Annotated in this window: 18 protein-coding genes; 5 read left to right on the top strand and 13 right to left on the bottom strand. The window is 42.5% G+C overall.

Annotated elements, in window-relative coordinates; genetic code table 11:
• Positions 1-33 precede the first annotated feature (33 nt).
• The 4 genes from T525_RS0102195 to T525_RS0102180 all read right to left on the bottom strand — a co-directional run bounded on the left by T525_RS0102195 (position 34) and on the right by T525_RS0102180 (position 3,741).
• On the bottom strand, positions 34-306 hold the full coding sequence (locus T525_RS0102195) for a helix-turn-helix domain-containing protein (protein WP_027405839.1): 273 nt from the start codon (positions 304-306) through the stop codon (positions 34-36).
• Positions 299-658 (bottom strand): type II toxin-antitoxin system RelE/ParE family toxin, encoded by a 360-nt coding sequence (locus T525_RS0102190; protein ID WP_037324898.1) that lies wholly within the window; start codon positions 656-658, stop codon positions 299-301. Before T525_RS0102190 ends, T525_RS0102195 begins: the two co-directional genes overlap by 8 nt.
• Before the next feature lie 246 nt (positions 659-904).
• Positions 905-2,170 carry an LCP family protein gene (locus T525_RS0102185; RefSeq protein ID WP_369751927.1) on the bottom strand — a complete coding sequence of 422 codons (1,266 nt, stop codon included), beginning with the start codon at positions 2,168-2,170 and terminating at the stop codon, positions 905-907.
• A 317-nt stretch (positions 2,171-2,487) separates the two neighbouring features.
• A complete protein-coding gene (locus tag T525_RS0102180; RefSeq protein ID WP_027405836.1) occupies positions 2,488-3,741 on the bottom strand; it encodes a lipopolysaccharide assembly protein LapB in 1,254 nt (417 codons plus the stop codon).
• A gap of 281 nt (positions 3,742-4,022) precedes the next feature.
• On the opposite strand from T525_RS0102180, the gene cdd reads away from it, so the two are divergent.
• Positions 4,023-4,472, top strand: coding sequence for a cytidine deaminase (gene cdd, locus T525_RS13915; RefSeq protein WP_051533344.1), 450 nt, complete (start codon positions 4,023-4,025; stop codon positions 4,470-4,472).
• A 132-nt stretch (positions 4,473-4,604) separates the two neighbouring features.
• Here the strand turns inward: cdd and gyrA are convergent, their stop codons facing one another.
• A complete protein-coding gene (gyrA, locus tag T525_RS0102170; RefSeq protein WP_027405835.1) occupies positions 4,605-7,034 on the bottom strand; it encodes a DNA gyrase subunit A in 2,430 nt (809 codons plus the stop codon).
• A gap of 157 nt (positions 7,035-7,191) precedes the next feature.
• Positions 7,192-8,097, bottom strand: a complete 906-nt coding sequence (locus T525_RS0102165) for an exopolyphosphatase (RefSeq protein ID WP_027405834.1) — start codon at positions 8,095-8,097, stop codon at positions 7,192-7,194.
• A 290-nt stretch (positions 8,098-8,387) separates the two neighbouring features.
• On the opposite strand from T525_RS0102165, the gene T525_RS0102160 reads away from it, so the two are divergent.
• Positions 8,388-8,960 carry a hypothetical protein gene (locus tag T525_RS0102160; RefSeq protein ID WP_027405833.1) on the top strand — a complete coding sequence of 191 codons (573 nt, stop codon included), beginning with the start codon at positions 8,388-8,390 and terminating at the stop codon, positions 8,958-8,960.
• Positions 8,961-9,026: 66 nt separating this feature from the next.
• On the opposite strand, the gene htpX is transcribed toward T525_RS0102160, so the two are convergent.
• The 7 genes from htpX to dnaA form a co-directional block, all read right to left on the bottom strand.
• Complete coding sequence (htpX, locus tag T525_RS0102155) at positions 9,027-9,893, bottom strand: zinc metalloprotease HtpX (protein ID WP_027405832.1); 867 nt, start codon at positions 9,891-9,893, stop codon at positions 9,027-9,029.
• Positions 9,894-10,041: 148 nt separating this feature from the next.
• Positions 10,042-12,015: a DNA topoisomerase (ATP-hydrolyzing) subunit B gene (gene gyrB / locus T525_RS0102150; RefSeq protein WP_027405831.1), complete on the bottom strand. Its 1,974-nt coding sequence runs from the start codon at positions 12,013-12,015 to the stop codon at positions 10,042-10,044.
• 29 nt (positions 12,016-12,044) lie between these two features.
• Positions 12,045-12,968, bottom strand: coding sequence for a DUF721 domain-containing protein (locus T525_RS0102145; RefSeq protein ID WP_198022582.1), 924 nt, complete (start codon positions 12,966-12,968; stop codon positions 12,045-12,047).
• A complete protein-coding gene (gene recF / locus T525_RS0102140) occupies positions 12,955-14,076 on the bottom strand; it encodes a DNA replication/repair protein RecF (protein WP_027405829.1) in 1,122 nt (373 codons plus the stop codon). The genes T525_RS0102145 and recF overlap by 14 nt, the downstream gene beginning before the upstream one ends.
• A 6-nt stretch (positions 14,077-14,082) precedes the next feature.
• Positions 14,083-14,304 carry an RNA-binding S4 domain-containing protein gene (locus tag T525_RS0102135; RefSeq protein WP_027405828.1) on the bottom strand — a complete coding sequence of 74 codons (222 nt, stop codon included), beginning with the start codon at positions 14,302-14,304 and terminating at the stop codon, positions 14,083-14,085.
• Positions 14,305-14,357: 53 nt separating this feature from the next.
• Positions 14,358-15,473: a DNA polymerase III subunit beta gene (dnaN, locus tag T525_RS0102130; protein ID WP_027405827.1), complete on the bottom strand. Its 1,116-nt coding sequence runs from the start codon at positions 15,471-15,473 to the stop codon at positions 14,358-14,360.
• 251 nt (positions 15,474-15,724) lie between these two features.
• A complete protein-coding gene (gene dnaA, locus T525_RS0102125) occupies positions 15,725-17,116 on the bottom strand; it encodes a chromosomal replication initiator protein DnaA (protein ID WP_027405826.1) in 1,392 nt (463 codons plus the stop codon).
• 414 nt (positions 17,117-17,530) lie between these two features.
• Between dnaA and rpmH the strand changes: the two genes are divergently transcribed.
• The 3 genes from rpmH to yidD all read left to right on the top strand — a co-directional run bounded on the left by rpmH (position 17,531) and on the right by yidD (position 18,342).
• Positions 17,531-17,665: a 50S ribosomal protein L34 gene (rpmH, locus tag T525_RS0102120; protein WP_027396727.1), complete on the top strand. Its 135-nt coding sequence runs from the start codon at positions 17,531-17,533 to the stop codon at positions 17,663-17,665.
• 110 nt (positions 17,666-17,775) lie between these two features.
• Complete coding sequence (gene rnpA, locus T525_RS0102115) at positions 17,776-18,123, top strand: ribonuclease P protein component (protein WP_027405825.1); 348 nt, start codon at positions 17,776-17,778, stop codon at positions 18,121-18,123.
• Positions 18,124-18,144: 21 nt separating this feature from the next.
• Positions 18,145-18,342 (top strand): membrane protein insertion efficiency factor YidD, encoded by a 198-nt coding sequence (yidD, locus tag T525_RS15805; protein WP_369751926.1) that lies wholly within the window; start codon positions 18,145-18,147, stop codon positions 18,340-18,342.
• Positions 18,343-18,372: the final 30 nt, after the last annotated feature.

The raw sequence follows: 18,372 nt of genomic DNA, 5'->3' as shown, positions 1-18,372 counted from the left end.
CCGCAATAACGCGTCCTATACCCTGATTTTTCCTTACACAAATTGTATTTGAACTTTTTTTCCTAGCCCGGCAGCAATTCTTTGCAGAGTATTAAGATTAGGGACACACTGTCCATTTTCAATACGACTTATATTGGATTGCCTAATACCAGATTTAGCCGCTAATTCTTTCTGAGAAAGGTTTTGCTCATGACGGGCAGCAATAATCATCTCAGTAATTTCAAACTCAAGCTGACTGGCGTCCCATTCCTTTTTAAATTCCGGATCTTTTAGTTGTTCATTTAAAAACCGCTCATAATCATCCATGGGACTCAGACTCCTTTCTTGTAATATAGTCATTTTTATATCTTAATGCCCGCTCTATTTCCGACTGTGGTGTTTTAGGGGTTTTTTTTATAAATCCATGGGTTAAAACAATTTTATTTCCTGTATAGAAAAAAAATAATATTCTGGTGATATTACCAGCCGTTTGTGTACGTAATTCAAATATACCATCTCTTAATGGAGAAGATAATGGCTCTCTCAATTTATATCCATTAAGCTTTAAATGGCCAATATTACGAAGCACCTTTACCCTCATCTTTATATCCAGGGACATAAGAAATTCATCAACAGGTTTTTCGCTATTTGCTTTCTCATAATGAATTATATCAAACATAATATATTCCTTTCAAGGAATATAAGAAATATATTCCTTATACATTAAAATCACTATTTTTATTTTAGTAAATTTTATTAATTATTTCAATATTTTTATTATAATTAATTAATATAGTTTAGCAAAATTATAATTATAAGAAATATAAAAAGGCTATGACCGGGTATCTAATATAATACCAACAGATCATAGCCTTATTAATATCAATATTTACGCCACTTTACTTAGGTAAATCATCAATTCATATCAGTTAGCAGTTTTTCCTGCACTTGGTACTGTAGGAGATGGGGCAGGTCCCCTTGGCTTAGGATTGTTGTCCCTTGCCGGCTGTGGCTCAGGCTCAATTTCCTTCTTTGCCGGGGTCTCTTCCTTTTTCTCGTAAGGGTCCTTTCTCAGCTTTTCGTCTGTAGACTCCTTCTTGGTAATTTGCTTAGCCCGTTCCATATCCTCGGTGTTTTCATGACGGTAAATTTCCCTTGCTTCCTCGGCGTTAAGCTCACGGGCATTATCAGGAATGGATTCCTCATATTCACGGGTATCCTCTGCCAGATCATCCCTCAGTGTCTTATCCAGAGTACAGTCAAGAGTATTAGCCACTGTTGTTCTCAGCTTGCCAAGATCAGGAATCCAATAGCTTACCTCGTCTATGTACATAGGCTTGCCTGGCAGCATCTCCGCTTGGAGACCTGCTCTTTGTGCATCCTTAAGGGATGTGGCAAATTCAATAAGCTGCTTCATGGAAAGGTCAGTCTCCACAGAGTCAATTACTTCCTTAATAATGGACGGAATACGTGGAATGATGGCAGGTGATGTTATCTGGTCCATAACCGCCTGCATAAACTTCTGCTGGCGTCTGATACGGCCAATATCCCCCTCCTCATCACGGTAGCGCACGTAGGTAATGGCTGTGTCGCCATCCATGTGCTGGAGACCAGGCTGAAGGTCAATAAGCAGACCACCGTCGTCATCCCATACATCCTCGTAGTACATTCGCTTTTCCACGTTTATATCCACGCCACCAATAGCGTCGATTATCTTCTTGAAGGATTTTATATTAATTAGAATATGGTGCTCCAGATGGACGCCAATCAGGTCCTCCACAGTGTCCTGGGTCAGCTCGTAGCCACCATAGGCGTAAGCTGAGTTGATTTTATCAAAGCCGTAGCCCTTGATTTTAACACGGGTATCACGGGGAATTGATAAAAGAGCAGCTTTCTTCTTCTTAGGGTCCAATGTGGCCACCATAAGGGTATCAGACCGGCCCACATCACCTTCACGTTCATCCACACCCATAATCATAACAACGATTTTGTCCTTGGCCGTCATAAGATTTGTCTTTTCCGGCTTGGCAGGCTTATCAAAGAGATAAGACGAGGCAAAGAGGGCTCCTGCCACTGCCGCTATAGCAAAGGCACATAAAAGCAGGAACATTGGCCAGAAATTACTTTTCTTTTTCTTGCGCCGCTTGGAACGATATATAGGCGGCTGCTCATTGTATTTATTGTTTTGCAATTATTTCGCTTCCTTTTATTTTTATATGAAAGAATTGGTTTCAAAAAAATTAAACTGCCTAGACATTATAAGATTTTCACATGACTAATGCAACTAATTGTGGATAATATTTCAATTATTTTAAGTATAATTTTTAAACATGAAAAGGAAATGTAAAATATCCACAAGTTTAATTGGATATTTTTGAAAAAATTGCCCTATATATTGTGTTTTGGATGAAAAAATCCACTATATATTGAGTTATACACAAAGTTATCCACTTTATCCACAAAAACAGAACACATATTATGTGCATAAACGTTAATATTTGTGGATAATTATTTCAAGCGGTTATAATGCTGTCTGACCTTTTCATTATTCGGGTCAAGTTCTTTGGCTTTGCCAATATCCTGAAGGGCCTGGCTACTATTACCCATTTGTTCATAGGTAAGTCCCCGATAAAGATAGGCCTCTGCATAATCATTATCCATGCTGATTGCCTTTTCCAATGCTTCCATTGCCCTTTCGTATTCACCGGTTGCCAGATATATTTCACCTAATAAACAATAGTCGTGTTTCTTCGGTTTATTATTAGACATTTCCTTCTGTACATTGCTTAAGGCATCCTCATATTGCTCCATGGCCAGATAGGTTCTGGCTATATATCTATTTATACCAGGAAATTCAGGATTCAGGCGAAGAACCCTATTGTAGTTTTCCATGGCCTTATCATAATCATGGTATATATCATTATAAAGGATACCCAGATTACAATATCCATAATCGTAGGAAGGGTCTATCTGTACAGAGGTCTCAAAACATTCACGGGCCTTTTCATAGTTCATCAATACATCTTCATAAATTATTCCTAGGTTGTTATATGCCTTGACATACCGAGGATCATAGCTAAGGGCCTTTTGATAGCATTCAATGGCGTTGGAATAATCCTTGTTATTATCATAATCAAGGCCATCATTATATGCCAGCTTTGCCATTGCCGTATTGTATGTAGATGAAGTATTTGACTCATTTCTCATAAATTTGTCCCGTAGCTGCTTCATGCGGAAGCGAATATTCTGTTTTTCTATTTCACTGTAGGCCCGGGCATATTTATGCTTCAATTCATCCATTTCACGTATCAGACGGTTACGTTCATCCCTTTGTCGACAGCTTTTCTGTACAGACTCAAGAGAGGTATGCTTAAAGTCGTTGGTGTCTACCACAGCAGTCAGATGGCAATAATACATGGTACCATTTCCTCTGGTTGAACTGGTAAATTGTGGCAATCCCTGAACTTTTATTACGCTGGCAGCATAGCTATGTAATTCAGAAAAGGTCAGCTGATCAAAATACAATTCTGATGAAGTGTCAACAAAAATAGCAGCCTGTTCGCTGGCAATTTGCAAGGCCTCATACTTGGCACGTTCTTTGGCAAGTGCTTCATCTTCAAGCTCATTGTTTATCAGGAAGTAGGAGCCATCACCTTCTACCTGATGCCTTTCTGCAAATGCTGAGGTGGAAAGAAATAATGGCAATAATAGGATTATTCCAATGATTAATATATTTTTCTTTAGTGTGTTTAGTCTATTCATTTTCGGCACCTCCATTTTCTTTATTATTTTTATTGTGAACATATCGTTATATTATTTATATACCTTAAGCTACCTAAGTGTTACACGAATATTTAAGTTATGCACATTTATTGCGTGGATAGTTGTTAATAATTGTGGATAACCTGTGGAAATTGTGTATAAACAGGGCTTTTGGGCTTTGAAAAAATGAATTGATAAAATTATTCTTATAGAATAAAATATATCTAAGTAGTATCGGTATTATTACATTTGTGAAATATTAAGCAAAGGAGCCAAGAAATATGTTAAATGAAGATATCTGCGACACTATGATTAAGATGGCCAAGGATGCCCGCCAGAAAGCCTACAGCCCTTATTCAAACATTAAAGTTGGTGCCTGCATTTTGGCATCTGACGGTACCTTGTACGGAGCCTGCAACGTGGAAAACGGCTCCAGCAGTTTGTCCGTATGTGCTGAGCGCGCAGCTGTATATAAGGCAATTGCCGATGGCAAGCGTGAATTTGATGCTGTTGCAGTGGTAGCCGATACGGAAAATCCATTTGTGCCATGCGGTGGCTGTCTCCAGGTTATGGCAGAGTTTGAAATTCCTGAGGTTGTTATGGCCAATCTGGAGGGTGAAGTCCGTGTAATGAAGCTTGATGAACTGGCACCATTTGTTAAATACATGGGTATTAACCATGTTAAGGAGCGCTATGAGTCCCACTTCAGCGTATTTGACGAGCTGGAGTAAGTTAATTAATATAGGGAAAGAATGATATATTGAACGTAAAATAAGGCTATGACCTGTTGGTATTATATCAGACACCTGGTCATAGCCTTTTTGTTGTTTTTGACTGCTTTTAAGCAGTCCCTAATTTTTTTATCAGTCGTTTTTCTGAAGCAGTGTTGCCATAGAGGAAACCTTGTCTCCTTCACTTGGCTTCATGATGATAACGCCCTGGGTATTGCGGCCGATCTGGCTGATACCGCTGATGGAGGTTCTCAGAACCACACCGCCCTCAGTAATGAGAAGCAGCTCATGATCTTCGTGAACCACAGCCATACCAATTACCTTGCCGGTCTTTTCAGTAACCTTAAGGTTAATGAGGCCCTTGCCGCCACGGTTCTGAACAGTGTACTGATCAATGGTGGTGCGCTTGCCAAGACCACATTCGGTAATGGTGAGTACGTCGGCACCTTCCTTCAGGCTGTCCATAGCCACAACCTCGTCACCAGGGGTAAGTCTGATACCCTTTACGCCTCTGGCTACGCGTCCCATAACTCGAACCTGCTCCTCGTCAAAGGCAATGGCCATACCATTTCTGGTACCCAGCATAATCTTCTGCTGGCCATTGGTAATCTTAACGCCGATGAGCTCATCATCCTCCTGGAGGCTGATGGCAATAACGCCAATCTTGCGGGAGGTATTGAAGTCAGACAGGCTTACACGCTTTACTACACCCATCTTGGTGGCCATAAAGAGGTACTTGTCAGGATCATAATCCCTTACCTGAATAACGGCACTTACCTTCTCATCCTTATCCAGCTTCAGCAGATTGATAAGAGCTGTACCCTTGGCGGTACGGCTGGCCTCTGCAATCTGATAAGCCTTGAGGTAATATACACGACCCTTGTTGGTATAGAACAGAATTGTGTGGTGGTTGGTGGTAATGAGGAGATTTTCCACGAAATCGTCCTCCTTGGTAGGCATACCATTTACACCTGTGCCGCCACGGTTCTGTCTTCTATAGGTATCAAGCTTGATGCGCTTGATGTAATTTCTGTGGGTAATGGAAATAACCACATCATCGTCGGCAATCATGTCCTCAATATCAATCTCACTCATATCGTGGGTAATATTTGTACGACGCTCATCACCGAACTTGCGCTTAACCTCGGTGAGCTCCTCCTTGATGATTTCCATGATCTTCCACTCATCAGCCAGTACAGACTTCAACCATTCAATTCTCTTTAAGATCTCCTGGTATTCTTCCTCAATTTTTTCACGCTCCAGACCGGTGAGGCGTTGAAGTCTCAAATCAAGGATGGCCTGGGCCTGCTTTTCACTGAGGCTGAAGCCTTCCATGAGGGCAGTACGGGCAATATCAGCAGTACGGGACTCACGGATAGTTGTAATTACAGCATCAATGTGGTCAAGAGCAATATTCAAGCCCTCCAAAATGTGGGCTCTTGCCTCTGCCTTGGCCAGCTCGAAGCGGGTACGTCTGGTAATAACATCTTCCTGATGCTTGATATAATAATGGAGAACCTGCTTTAAGGTCAGCACCTTTGGCTGGTTTTCCACCAGAGCCAACATAATAACGCCGAAGGTTTCCTGCATCTGGGTGTGCTTATAAAGCTGGTTCAGCATAATGTCAGGATTAATATCCTTGCGGAGCTCCATAACAATGCGCATACCGCTGCGGTCAGACTCATCCCTAAGGTCCGTAATGCCCTCAATCTGCTTGTCGCGGACCAGCTCGGCAATCTTTTCAATAAGGCGGGCCTTGTTCACCTGATATGGCAGCTCAGTTACAATAATACGTGGCTTGCCATTGGACATGGTATCAATATTGGCCTTGGCACGCATCTTAATCTGGCCGCGGCCTGTGGTATAAGCACTCTTGATGCCGGAAGTCCCCATAATGAGACCGCCGGTTGGGAAGTCAGGACCCTTAATAACGGTCATAAGCTCCTCAGCGGTGGCATCAGGATTATCAATAAGCATCAGCACACCATCAATAACCTCATTCATGTTATGAGGAGGAATGTTGGTGGCCATACCAACGGCAATACCGGAAGTACCATTTACCAAAAGCTCAGGGAACTTGGATGGCAGTACAGTTGGCTCCTTCAGTGACTCATCGTAGTTAGGAGTAAAATCAACGGTTTCCTTGTCAATATCCTGGAGCATAAGCTCGGAGATTCTTGACATACGAACCTCAGTATAACGCATTGCTGCAGCAGGGTCACCGTCCACGGAACCGAAGTTGCCGTGACCATCAGCCAACAGATAACGCATGGAGAAATCCTGGGCCATGCGGACAATGGCATCGTATACGGAGCTGTCACCATGTGGGTGATATTTACCCAATACTTCGCCAACAATACGTGCGGATTTTTTATATGGTTTGCCAGGGGTCATGCCGGCTTCCTGCATGGCGTAAAGAATACGTCTGTGTACAGGCTTCAGACCGTCACGAACATCTGGGATTGCTCTGGAAACAATAACACTCATGGCGTAATCAATATAAGAATTACGCATCTCCTGCTCCAGATTTACAGGTAAAATCTTACCTTCGCCGAATTCCACTATCTCACCTCAAAAAAGTTTAATACAAAATCAATTAGCTCCTTATTATACCATATTTTGCCCAATATATAAAGATAAAATCCCCTAATCCATTGATAATCAGGCATTAATGGCGCAATAAGGAGCCATATTTTTACTTTTTTATTTGTCTGAATAATTATTTTATGATTTCCGAATAGATAAAGCCCTCCCGAACCCCGGAATCACTGTAAATAACCTTTTCAGTGCCAAACTTTTTGGCAATTACATCAGCAATAACCAGGCCGGAAATAATTGTATGTATCCTGTCGGGAATATTTTTCATAAGAATAACTGATTCTGACTGGGTCAGCTTACCCGATGTACCGAATCTCTTAATGATTTCAGAAAATTTGGCCGTATCAATCTCATTATTCCTTCTGTCCTTGCTGTAAAGGGCATTATAAAGGGCTCTGGTACCCTTGAAGGTTCCCCCGATACCGCAGATAACCTTTGATTTTATATCCTTGAAATCACTGGCGCCATCTATTATCTCCCTGGCTATGGCATACATTTTTTCCACTTCATCCCTGTTTGGCATAAAGGATGAGCAGCACTCCTTTTTAAGTCCAAGGGAACCTATATGAAGGCTTATCTTGTGTGTTATTCTGTTTTGTTCATAATAAACCAGCTCCGTGCTGCCGCCGCCGATATCAACCAGCAGTCCTTCACTCATATTAATATTTCTGGTGGCTCCCACAAAATCGTATTCAGCCTCCTTGTCCCCGGAAATAACAACAATATTTATGCCGGTGCGGTTAATGATCTCAGAAACCACCTGCTGGCTGTTTTTGCAGTTTCTCAGGGCCGCTGTTGTAAAGGCCATTATATTGTTTATGCTGAAAACATCAAGAAATTCCTTGTATTCCTCCAACACCTCACAAACCTTGTCCACGCCCTCCTGTGTCATTACATTGTCATTGAGATAGGCTGCCAGGCCCACCATGTGCTTCTTCTTTAAAATCAGTTCAATGTAATCCTTTTCAATTTCGTAAATTGCCATGCGCACAGTATTTGAACCAATATCTATAATCCCCTGAATCATATTGCTACGCCCCTCAAATTAATTTATATATAATATTATATAACAATTGAAATGCACATGAAATTGTGTTATTATCTTCTTGGGTGAACACTGTGGGGACAGTGTTTTGGTGGAAAAAGGCAGATGAGGCAAAACGGGTAGCGTTCGGTTGCTGCCCGTTTTGTATTTCCGTTATTATTTTTGAAATTAATTTAATCAACCTCTACTTATTTGCTTTTTTTTATGTTAAAATGAATATATAACACTGGAAGATTTAATTTTTTTGAAACGATGAATCGATGGTGATGTATATGACCTCTAAAATTTATGCGCTGATAGGCCCACATGCAAGTGGTAAGTCAACTCTTATCACCAGGCTGATGGAAATGGGTATTCATTATATTCCCGTTTATACCACCAGACCTCCTATGGATTACGACAAGGATTCCAAAACTACAATTTTCCTTAGTCAGAGCGATTTCCTCAAGCAGGATTGGATTGTGAAGGTTACATACAAAGGGGACTACTATGGCCTTCTGAAAAATGACGTCCTGAATGCCCTTAAGACTGAGAAAATCTCTGTTACCATGCTTACCATTAACGGTGTGAAGCAGGTCAGCAAGCTTCTGACCAACAATCTTGAAACCGTTTTCATTATGGTGGATTACGTAACTCTCATTGACCGTATGCTCAAGATGGGACATAATAATGTGGATATGAAGTACCATCTGGAATATGCGGAAAATAACGGTGAATTTGATAACTGGAAAAATACCAATTACGTTATCAAGAATATTGGTGACCCGGAGAAGTCCCTGGATCAGCTTATGGCTATTATGGGACTCATTGGCAAGACCCAGGTTACCAAAATTACCCAGGATTAAATCATAAAATTTAGTATATTTTTTACAACATAGAAAAAGACTGCCCAGCCGGGCAGTCTTATTTTTTTATTTTCCCATAGCCGCAGCCTGCTGGCGAAGAAGCTGAATTCTTTCGCTGGTGGCAGGGTGTGTGCTGAACAGGGTGGACAGCTTCATTCTGGAGCCGGCCAAAGGATTAATGATAAACATGTGTGAAGTGGCTGGAGTTGCCTGTTCCATTGGACGTGCATGCATGGAATAATATTCGATCTTCTGCAGTGCATCTGCCAGATAATTTGGATTGCCGCAAATTTCACCGCCGGACTTATCCGCCTCATACTCACGGGAACGGGAAATAGCCATCTGTATCAGGGCTGCCGCCAACGGAGCCAGAATAATAGTGGCCAAAAGACCAACAATGTTGCCACCATTATCATCATCATCGGAATTACCGCCGAAAATCATGGACCACTGGGCAATATTGGCAATCATGGAAATAACACCTGCAAAGGCCGCTGCCACGGTGGAAATCAGGGTATCACGATGCTTTATATGTGAAAGCTCGTGGGCCAGAACACCGCTTAATTCCTCAGGAGACAGGGCGTTCATAATACCCGTGGTTACTGCCACCGCTGCGTGGGAAGGGTTGCGGCCTGTGGCAAAGGCATTTGGAATAGCACTGTTAATAATGCAAACCTTTGGCATAGGCAGCTGGGCAGTGGCCGCAAGACCAGCAACCATATTAAAGAGCTGTGGAGCCTCCTGCTGGGAAATCTCCTTTGCACCGTACATCTTCAGCACCATGGTATCGCTGAACCAATAGGTAAAGAAATTCATACCCAGGGAAATCACCAGCATGAGCATGGCACCGTGACGGCCTCCGAAGGCACTGCCCAGGGCTATCATAATACCCATAAGCAGGGCCATTAATACTGTAGTTTTTAATGTATTCATAGCTAACATTCACCTCTCTAATTATAAACCTCATCCGTCAGCCCAATGGCTGGCACCAAGGGCTGACACCTTCCCCAAAGGGAAAGGCTTCTTTATAAAGAGATTGTACATCACTATTCTGAAAAATAAATTAAAAAATGTCAAAAAATCAAATATCCAGATTTCTTACGTATTTTGCGTGTTCCTCAATAAACTGACGGCGTGGCTCAACCTTGTCGCCCATGAGAATATTAAAGAGCTCATCTGCCTCCTGGGCATCCTCCATGTCTACACGAAGCATGGTTCTGGTCTCAGGATCCATAGTGGTTTCCCAAAGCTGCTCAGGATTCATCTCACCAAGGCCCTTGTAGCGCTGAACAGTGGCACCATCACGGCCCACCTCGTTAAGCTTTGCCTCCAGTTCATCATCGCTGAAGGTATACCAGTGCTTCTTGCCCTTTCTGATCTGGTAAAGAGGCGGCTGGGCAATATAAACATGGCCCCGCTCAATAAGAGGCTTCATATAGCGGTAGAAGAAGGTGAGAAGCAAAGTACGGATATGGGCACCATCAACATCCGCATCTGTCATAATAATAATTTTTCCATAGCGGCGCTTGGAAATATCAAATTCATCACCGATACCGCTGCCAAAGGCAGTAATCATGGTACGGATTTCCGCATTGCTGTAAATCTTGTCAAGACGGGCCTTCTCCACGTTGAGAATCTTGCCACGAAGAGGAAGGATAGCCTGGAAACGGCGGTCACGTCCCTGCTTGGCGCTACCGCCTGCAGAATCACCCTCTACGATATAAATTTCAGCCTGTTCTGGATCCTTGATGGAGCAGTCAGCCAGCTTGCCAGGAAGGGAATTAACCTCCAAAGCATTCTTTCTTCTGGTGAGCTCACGGGCCTTTCTTGCTGCCTCACGGGCACGGGAGGCCATAACAGCCTTGTCCAGCACGCGCTTGGTTATAACAGGATTTTCCTCAAAATATTCGTTGAGACCCTCGGAAACAATGGAGTCCACAATACCGCGGACCTCAGAATTGCCCAGCTTTGTCTTTGTCTGGCCCTCAAACTGAGGCTCACGGATCTTTAAGCTGATAACACAGGTGAGACCCTCACGCACATCCTCACCGGACAGATTCTGCTGATTTCCCTTGATGATGTTATTCTTCTTGGCAAAATCATTTGCAGCACGGGTAAGGGCAATCTTAAAGCCCGCCAGATGGGTACCGCCCTCCTCGGTGTTGATGTTATTTACGAAGCTGTAAATATTCTCCTGATATGTGTCGTTGTACTGCATGGCAATCTCAACCACAATATCATCCTTGGTACCGTTAAAGTAAATAGGAGTCTCGTTAATCTTGGTCTTTTTGCGGTTCAGATGCTCCACGAAGGAACGGATACCACCCTCGAAATGGAAGGTTTCACGGTTGCCGCTGCGCTCATCACTGAGATTAATGGTAATTCCACGGTTAAGGAAGGCCAGCTCTCTCAGTCTGTGCTTCAAAGTATCAAAGTTATATTCAGTAACGCTGAAGATTTCCTTATCCGGCATAAAATGAACTCTGGTGCCGGTCTCCTCAGTATCACCTGTAATGGTCATTGGAGAAGTGGTAACACCGCGCTGGAAGGAAATTTCATGTATCTTTCCATCGCGCTTTACCTGTACATCCATATATTCACTGAGGGCATTAACTACAGATACACCTACGCCGTGAAGACCTCCGGATACCTTGTAGCCATCACCGCCAAACTTACCGCCAGCGTGAAGCACTGTAAGAACAACCTCCACAGCAGGCTTTCCAGTTTCATGGAGATCAACTGGAATACCACGGCCATTATCAACTACAGTAATACTGTTGTCATTATGAATGGTTACATCGATATCAGTACAATATCCAGCCAGGGCCTCATCGATGGAGTTGTCCACCACCTCGTATACAAGGTGGTGGAGACCACGCTCAGAGGTGCTGCCGATGTACATACCAGGACGTTTTCTTACGGCCTCAAGACCCTCCAGAACCTGAATCTGGTCTGCGCCATAATCACCGTCAACGGCGGATACCTCGGATCCTATTTCATCCACATTTATTTTTACTTCTTCATCATCAATTAAAGCTTCATTTTCAGTTGCCATTAATTAATTCTCCTCCAAATCAAACAATCTCAAACTTTTTTGCTGTTATGGTATTTTTTGCCCTTTTTGGCGGCAAAACTGTCCATAAAATCGTATTTGAATTTATCTATTGTCTGCTGTCTAAGCTCCGGAGTCAGTTTGTCCGGGGACACAGATTTATAAAGCATGGTAAGTATGGTGGCCTCCATGCAGTCAGTCTTGGTTGAGCTTATCTTTGATGCCAGTATCTGCATCAGGATAATCCGCTGTTCATTTACTTCCTCAGCGGTGCAGGGAATAGTCTTTACGATATCGCAAAATCTCGCCCAGGGCACATCCATAAGATATCGTCTTATGCTCTTAAGCCTGTCAATATTGGCATTTCTCTTGCAGCTGTCACAAAGCTGGTCCTCTGGGGGACACAGGGTATTACACTTGCTGCAGGGGTGCCAGTTGGCATTTTTGCGGTATTTTTTCAGCTTTTCATCGTTAGTCTTAACCTTCAGAAGGAGCTTTCTAAGGTCATCATCCTGAACCTCATCAAGATTATGGGAGATTTCCCTTACCTCTTCATCAGAAATATTTATTTTTTTTATTTCCAGGCCCAGATTAACCTCATTATCAGTATCATCAAAATCAATTTTTTCCGGCTTTATATTGGTAAATACCAGATCCTCCACCAGATATTCACCCATAAAGCTGTTGATTTTATTTTTTATTTCTTCCTTCATGTAGGAAAGCTGGGTGGCCCATACAGGGTGTGATGTATACAAAAACAGCTTTTTAAATTCCAGCTTCACCGGGGACACATTATCGGAAATATGCTTCCCCACAATCTTTGGCCAGTAAAACATCACCATGTGTGAGGAAAATTCCTTGCCAATACTCATGGAGCTCACAATCTGGGGAAGTATAATATTCATTTTCTCCAGCTTGCCTTTTCTGGGAGCTGACACGGTATCACTTCCTGTCACTTAACTCAACTGTTCCCCCGGACACATGATAAAACACGCAGTTGTTGTCCTCCGGGAAATATGCCCTGTCAGTGGCGGTAATAATGGTCTGGATATTTTCCTTTTTGATGAATTCCAGCAGCTGCTGCCTTCGGTTCATATCCAGCTCGCTCATAACATCATCCAGGAGCAAAATAGGATATTCACCTTTTTCCGAGCGGATAAATTCCAGCTCCGAAAGCTTCATGGAAAGTACCCCTGTGCGCTGCTGCCCCTGGGAGCCAAAGGCCTTCAGATCTATTCCGTTGACGTAAATCTGAATATCATCACGGTGAGGACCTATACTGGTGGAACCACGATATATATCCTCCCTGGTTACTTCACGCAACGTCTCATTATACCATAAAATCAGCTTTTCATCTATCTTATCCACAAGTCCTGTGTATCCCTTGATACAGTAAGACAGAGACAGATTTTCCTCATTTGTGGAAATTCGTCTCTGCATAAGATTTGCCAGCATATTCAGCTTTTTTACCGTTTCCAGCCGCTTGCCAATAATTTTTATACCGCTGTCCACCAGCTGGCTGTCCCACATTTCCAGCATGGATATATGGGCCTTGCCATCCCTGATGTTCTTTAAAAGGGTATTTCGCTGCTGCAATAAATGGTTATATTTTATTAACTCACCATAATAGGCAGGACTGGCCTGGGAAATTTCCATATCAATAAATCTTCTGCGCTCCGAGGGAGCCCCCTTTATGAGGGTAAGATCCTCCGGGGAGAACAGCACCACATTTATGATGCCAATAAGCTCCTTGGCCTTTATTTTTCCTCCATTATGGATAATCTGGCGCCTCTTTTCACGCTGGAATATAAATTCCAGCCTGTTGTCCACGCCCATTCGCTGAAAATCAATGGTTACAGAGCTGCCCGGCTCATTCCACATAATGAGATCGTTGTCTGTGCCGGTTCTGAAGGAGCTGCCCATGGAGGCATAGCAAACAGACTCAAGGATATTTGTCTTCCCCTGAGCATTTCTGCCAATAAAAATATTAGTGCCCTCGGATAAATCAAGGGACAGCTCCTTATAATTCCTGTATCCCACCAGCTTCAGGCGCTTCAGCTTCATGACCTGTTATTCTCCCTTGAAATCAACCTGCCAGGAACCCATTTCCTTTATTTCCACCACATCGCCGTGGTGGAGCTTTTTGCGGCGGGCTGTTTCCACTGTGCCGTTAACCAGTATCATTTCATCCTCAATCATGAGCTTCACCTGGCCACCGGACTCCAAAACACCGGCCCACTTCAAAAACTGGTCCAGCTGGATAGTTTCAGTATTTACTTCAATTTTTTCAATATTAGCCATATTTTACCTCTTTGCCCCACGCTAATGGTTGCCAAGTCTATTATTTACTGACCCGGAGTACGTACAGGGGTAATGATATAAGTAAAGGACTCATCATCAAGCATGCGGATAGCCGCAGGGCTCAGTGAATTATTAAGGGAAATATAGAATTCCTTTGTATCAACAATTTTTAATACATCAGAAATATAGTCGGCGTTAAAGGAAATTACAATATTCTCCCCGTCGATTTCAGCTGTAAGTGACTCATCAGAATTACCGATTTCAGGATTGTCGGAGGTAATGCGAACCATGCCGTTGGCAAATTCCATGGTGGCCACATTGTAATCTGTTTTACGGGAAATAAGGGCAGTTCTCCTTATAACGGAACGGAATTCCTCGGTGTTCAGCTTGATTCTGGTGCCAAAATCAGTTGGTATTACACGATGATAATCAGGGAACTGGCCATCAATGAGTCGGGAAGAAATATAGATATTGTCAAATTCAAAGCTTATCTGGTTGGAGTTGTAGCTGATATTAACAGGACGTGGCATATCAGAGGACAGCAGCTTGTGAATTTCATTCAAAATCTTGGAAGGAATAATCATTTTTCCCTGGCCTTCAAAATCCTCCAGAACCTTGGACTGAAGAGCCAGTCTCTTGGTATCGGTGGAAACCATAACAACGGAGTTGTCGTTAAGCTCCAACAGACAGCCGGTAAATACTGGTCTTGCCTCCTCATTTGAGCAGGCAAAGGTAGTTCTGCCAATAAGCTCCTGAAGTACATTGTCCATTATCTTAAGGCTCTTATTTGCCTCAAGTTTCTTAATAATAGGGAAATCATCAGCTGACATGCTGAGAAGGGTAAAGTTGGAACGATTGGAGCGGATATGTGAAATTTTCTCCTGACGATCATATTCAAATTCCACCGTAACACCAGGAAGATTGTTTACAACCTCCTGAATGTATCTGCCGGTTAATACAATATTGCCAGGTTCTGTTATTTCCGCCTCGATTTTACAGATAATGCCGATTTCATAATCTGTGGCCTGAAGCTCCAAGGTGTTGTTCTCTGCTTTTATATATATTCCTGAAAGGATTGGGTTCTGTGGCTTTGAGGAAACTGCCTTTGCTACAGTCTGGATTGCCTGCAATAAATCATTTCTCTGGCATGTAAATTTCATTTTATGCACCCCTTATAGTATTTATGATTATTAATTATATAAAAATAGTAGTCGTAATAGTAGGGCCTGTGGAAAAGTGGATAAGTAATCCGGGTCTTTGAAAAAAAAGAAAAATCCCGTGTTTATAAAAAGTTGATAAAACAGGGAAGGATATCCACACTAATCACAGAATTATCCTTCCCTTAATTTTATCTACATTTCTTCTACAGGGAATATACACAGTTATTCACAGAAAATGTGGAATAAGTTACTTACATACGTTCAATTCTCTTTGTAAGCTCCTGTAGAGTATTATCAAGTTTTATGTCAGTGGCCTTTTCTTCAGTAATCTTGTTGTGGGCATGAAGCACAGTGGTGTGGTCACGTCCGCCAAAGAATTCACCGATCTGTGGCAGAGAAGTGTTAGTCAGCTCACGGCAAAGGTACATGGCAATCTGTCTTGGATAAGCCAGAGCCTTGGTACGCTTGCTGCTGTTCAGATCCTCCACCTTCAGATTGAAGTGGTTTGCCACAACCTCCTGAATCACATCCATGGTGATTTCCTTGTTGTGATTTTCAGGGTAAACATCCTTAAGTGTATCTGCCACCAGATCAGTTGTAATCTTTTCGCCGATAAGCTCGGAATATGCTACAACTCTGGTAAGGGCACCCTCCAGCTCACGGATGTTGTTGTCAATGCGGCTGGCAATATAAACCAGTGCCTCATTTGGCACGTCAATGCGGTCTGCCTCAGTTTTCTTTTTCAGAATAGCAATTCGTGTCTCCAGATCAGGTGGCTGTATATCTGTCAGCATTCCGCCGGCAAAACGGGAGCTGAGACGCTCCTCAAGGGTTTTGATTTCGTGAGGCGGTCTATCTGAGGACAGTACAATCTGCTTGTTGGCCTGATGAAGAGCATTAAAGGTATGGAAAAATTCCTCCTGGGTACGCTCTTTTTTGGACAAAAACTGGATATCGTCCACCATCAGCAGGTCAATATTTCTGTATTTCTGTCTGAAAGCCTCTGTGGTGTTATCACGGATTGAGTTAATAAGCTCATTGGTGAACTTCTCAGAGGTTATATAAAGAACTCTTTTTTCCGGATTGTTTTTCAGCACCTCATGGCCAATGGCATGCATGAGATGGGTTTTGCCAAGTCCCACGCCGCCGTACATAAACAGCGGGTTGTAGTTCTGGCCAGGATTTTTGGCCACGGCCTGGGCAGCAGCATAGGCTATGCGGTTAAAGTTGCCTGCCACAAAGGTGTCAAAAATATAACGTGGATTTAAGGAAGAAGCATCCCCTGGTGCAATCTGGCCCGGAGTATCGTAGGCTGCCACAAAGGAAGACTTGTTCTCAGTATCAGTGAAAAGATTTTCCACCGGTTGCTCCGGCTCAGGGGCAGGCTTTTCAATTACCCTTATTTCAAAAGAAACATCGGATTTATTAAAGGTGTTCTTGCAGGCGTCAATGATAATGTTCATGTAACGCTCATCAATAAACTTCTTTACAATATCATTTGGTGCACTGAGAATGATTACATCATTCTCATAATCCAGTGGGCTGAGCATTGAAAACCAGTTTTCAATTACCTGGGGAGCCAGTGTATTCTGGAGCTCTTTGATAATTTTGTCCCAAATTTCATTAAGCTGATCTTGATCCATCTCTCTAATTCTCCTCGAAAAATTCATCAACAGATAAAGAAATTTATCCACATTTGTTAATAAGTATGTGGATAAATCAATAATTTCAGGCATTTTTTGATATTTTTTGATTTTTTTCTACTATATATAATATATACAAAATTTATAGTTCTGACTCTGTTGATAAACGTATGTGAAATACCTTCATAATCATAACAGAATATCTGGCAGTTATCAACAAAAAATGGTGTATATGTGACCTAAAGTGATGGCTTTATCCACAAAAATCCAGACTTATACCCAGCCTGCCTAGTATTTTTTCTTGACACTGTAATAACCCCTGGTCTATAATCTTGTTAGTTAAAATCCAAGGACTATGTGTAATTGCGGTTTGACCGAGTATTTTGCTCGTAAATATATAAGGAGGTGCCAGCATTGAAGCAGACTTATCAGCCTAATAATCATTGGAAGAAGAAGACTCATGGTTTCCGTGAGCGTATGAAGACTAAGGGTGGCCGTCAGGTTTTGGCAAGAAGACGCGCCAGAGGCAGAAAGAAGATTTCAGCTTAATAAAATGGTCACTTCGGTGGCCTATTTTTCTCTATAGAACCAGTTATACCCACAAAATATGAGGTATATATCTGGTTCTATGTTCTATTTGCTGAAATGAGGATTTTGCCATGTACAAGTTGCCTAAAAGTCGGATCCTGCGTCGTAGGAACGATTTTCAAAAGGTCCACCGTTTTGGGAAATCCTATGCAAACAGGTACTTAGTATTGTATGTCTTTACAGCAAGCGGGCTGGAGGACAAGGTTGGCTTTGCTGCCGGAAAAAAACTTGGCAACGCAGTTGCGCGTAATAGAGTCAAGCGTCTTATGCGGGAGTGTTACCGGTTGCACCAGCAGGATATCAAAAAGGATATTTGTATTCTCCTGGTTGGCAGAAAACCAGCTGTGGAAGTTAAATACCATGTTGTCGAAAAGGCTTTTCTCAATTTGGGCAGAAAGGCCGAAATTTTTGGGAGATGAGAATAATTGGTGAAGAAATTCATGTTGTTCACGATTGAGTTTTACCGCTCGTATATTTCACCACTTAAGCCGCCTTCCTGTCGCTATGTTCCCACCTGTTCGGAATATGCGATGATTGCTATTGAAAAATACGGACCCGTGAAGGGTGGATATCTGGCAGTAAAGAGGATTCTTCGCTGCCATCCATTTCATAAAGGTGGATATGATCCGGTTCCGTAAAATAGGATTTTATTTTTTTGACAGTTTTAA

Source organism: Anaerovibrio sp. RM50, from assembly GCF_000622005.1.
Classification (GTDB): Bacteria; Bacillota; Negativicutes; order Selenomonadales; family Selenomonadaceae; genus Anaerovibrio.
Note: the sequence above shows the minus strand (reverse complement) of the source record. Positions and strands in the feature narration are given on the sequence as shown.

Excerpts from the sequence above, each read along its gene's own strand:
- T525_RS0102195 (WP_027405839.1), bottom strand. The coding sequence starts at position 306 with ATGGATGATTATGAGCGGTTTTTAAATGAACAACTAAAAGATCCGGAA.
- T525_RS0102190 (WP_037324898.1), bottom strand. The coding sequence starts at position 658 with ATGTTTGATATAATTCATTATGAGAAAGCAAATAGCGAAAAACCTGTT.
- T525_RS0102180 (WP_027405836.1), bottom strand. The coding sequence starts at position 3,741 with ATGAATAGACTAAACACACTAAAGAAAAATATATTAATCATTGGAATA.
- cdd (WP_051533344.1), top strand. The coding sequence starts at position 4,023 with ATGTTAAATGAAGATATCTGCGACACTATGATTAAGATGGCCAAGGAT.
- T525_RS0102165 (WP_027405834.1), bottom strand. The coding sequence starts at position 8,097 with ATGATTCAGGGGATTATAGATATTGGTTCAAATACTGTGCGCATGGCA.
- T525_RS0102160 (WP_027405833.1), top strand. The coding sequence starts at position 8,388 with ATGACCTCTAAAATTTATGCGCTGATAGGCCCACATGCAAGTGGTAAG.
- htpX (WP_027405832.1), bottom strand. The coding sequence starts at position 9,893 with ATGAATACATTAAAAACTACAGTATTAATGGCCCTGCTTATGGGTATT.
- gyrB (WP_027405831.1), bottom strand. The coding sequence starts at position 12,015 with ATGGCAACTGAAAATGAAGCTTTAATTGATGATGAAGAAGTAAAAATA.
- recF (WP_027405829.1), bottom strand. The coding sequence starts at position 14,076 with ATGAAGCTGAAGCGCCTGAAGCTGGTGGGATACAGGAATTATAAGGAG.
- dnaN (WP_027405827.1), bottom strand. The coding sequence starts at position 15,473 with ATGAAATTTACATGCCAGAGAAATGATTTATTGCAGGCAATCCAGACT.
- dnaA (WP_027405826.1), bottom strand. The coding sequence starts at position 17,116 with ATGGATCAAGATCAGCTTAATGAAATTTGGGACAAAATTATCAAAGAG.
- rnpA (WP_027405825.1), top strand. The coding sequence starts at position 17,776 with ATGTACAAGTTGCCTAAAAGTCGGATCCTGCGTCGTAGGAACGATTTT.
- yidD (WP_369751926.1), top strand. The coding sequence starts at position 18,145 with ATGTTGTTCACGATTGAGTTTTACCGCTCGTATATTTCACCACTTAAG.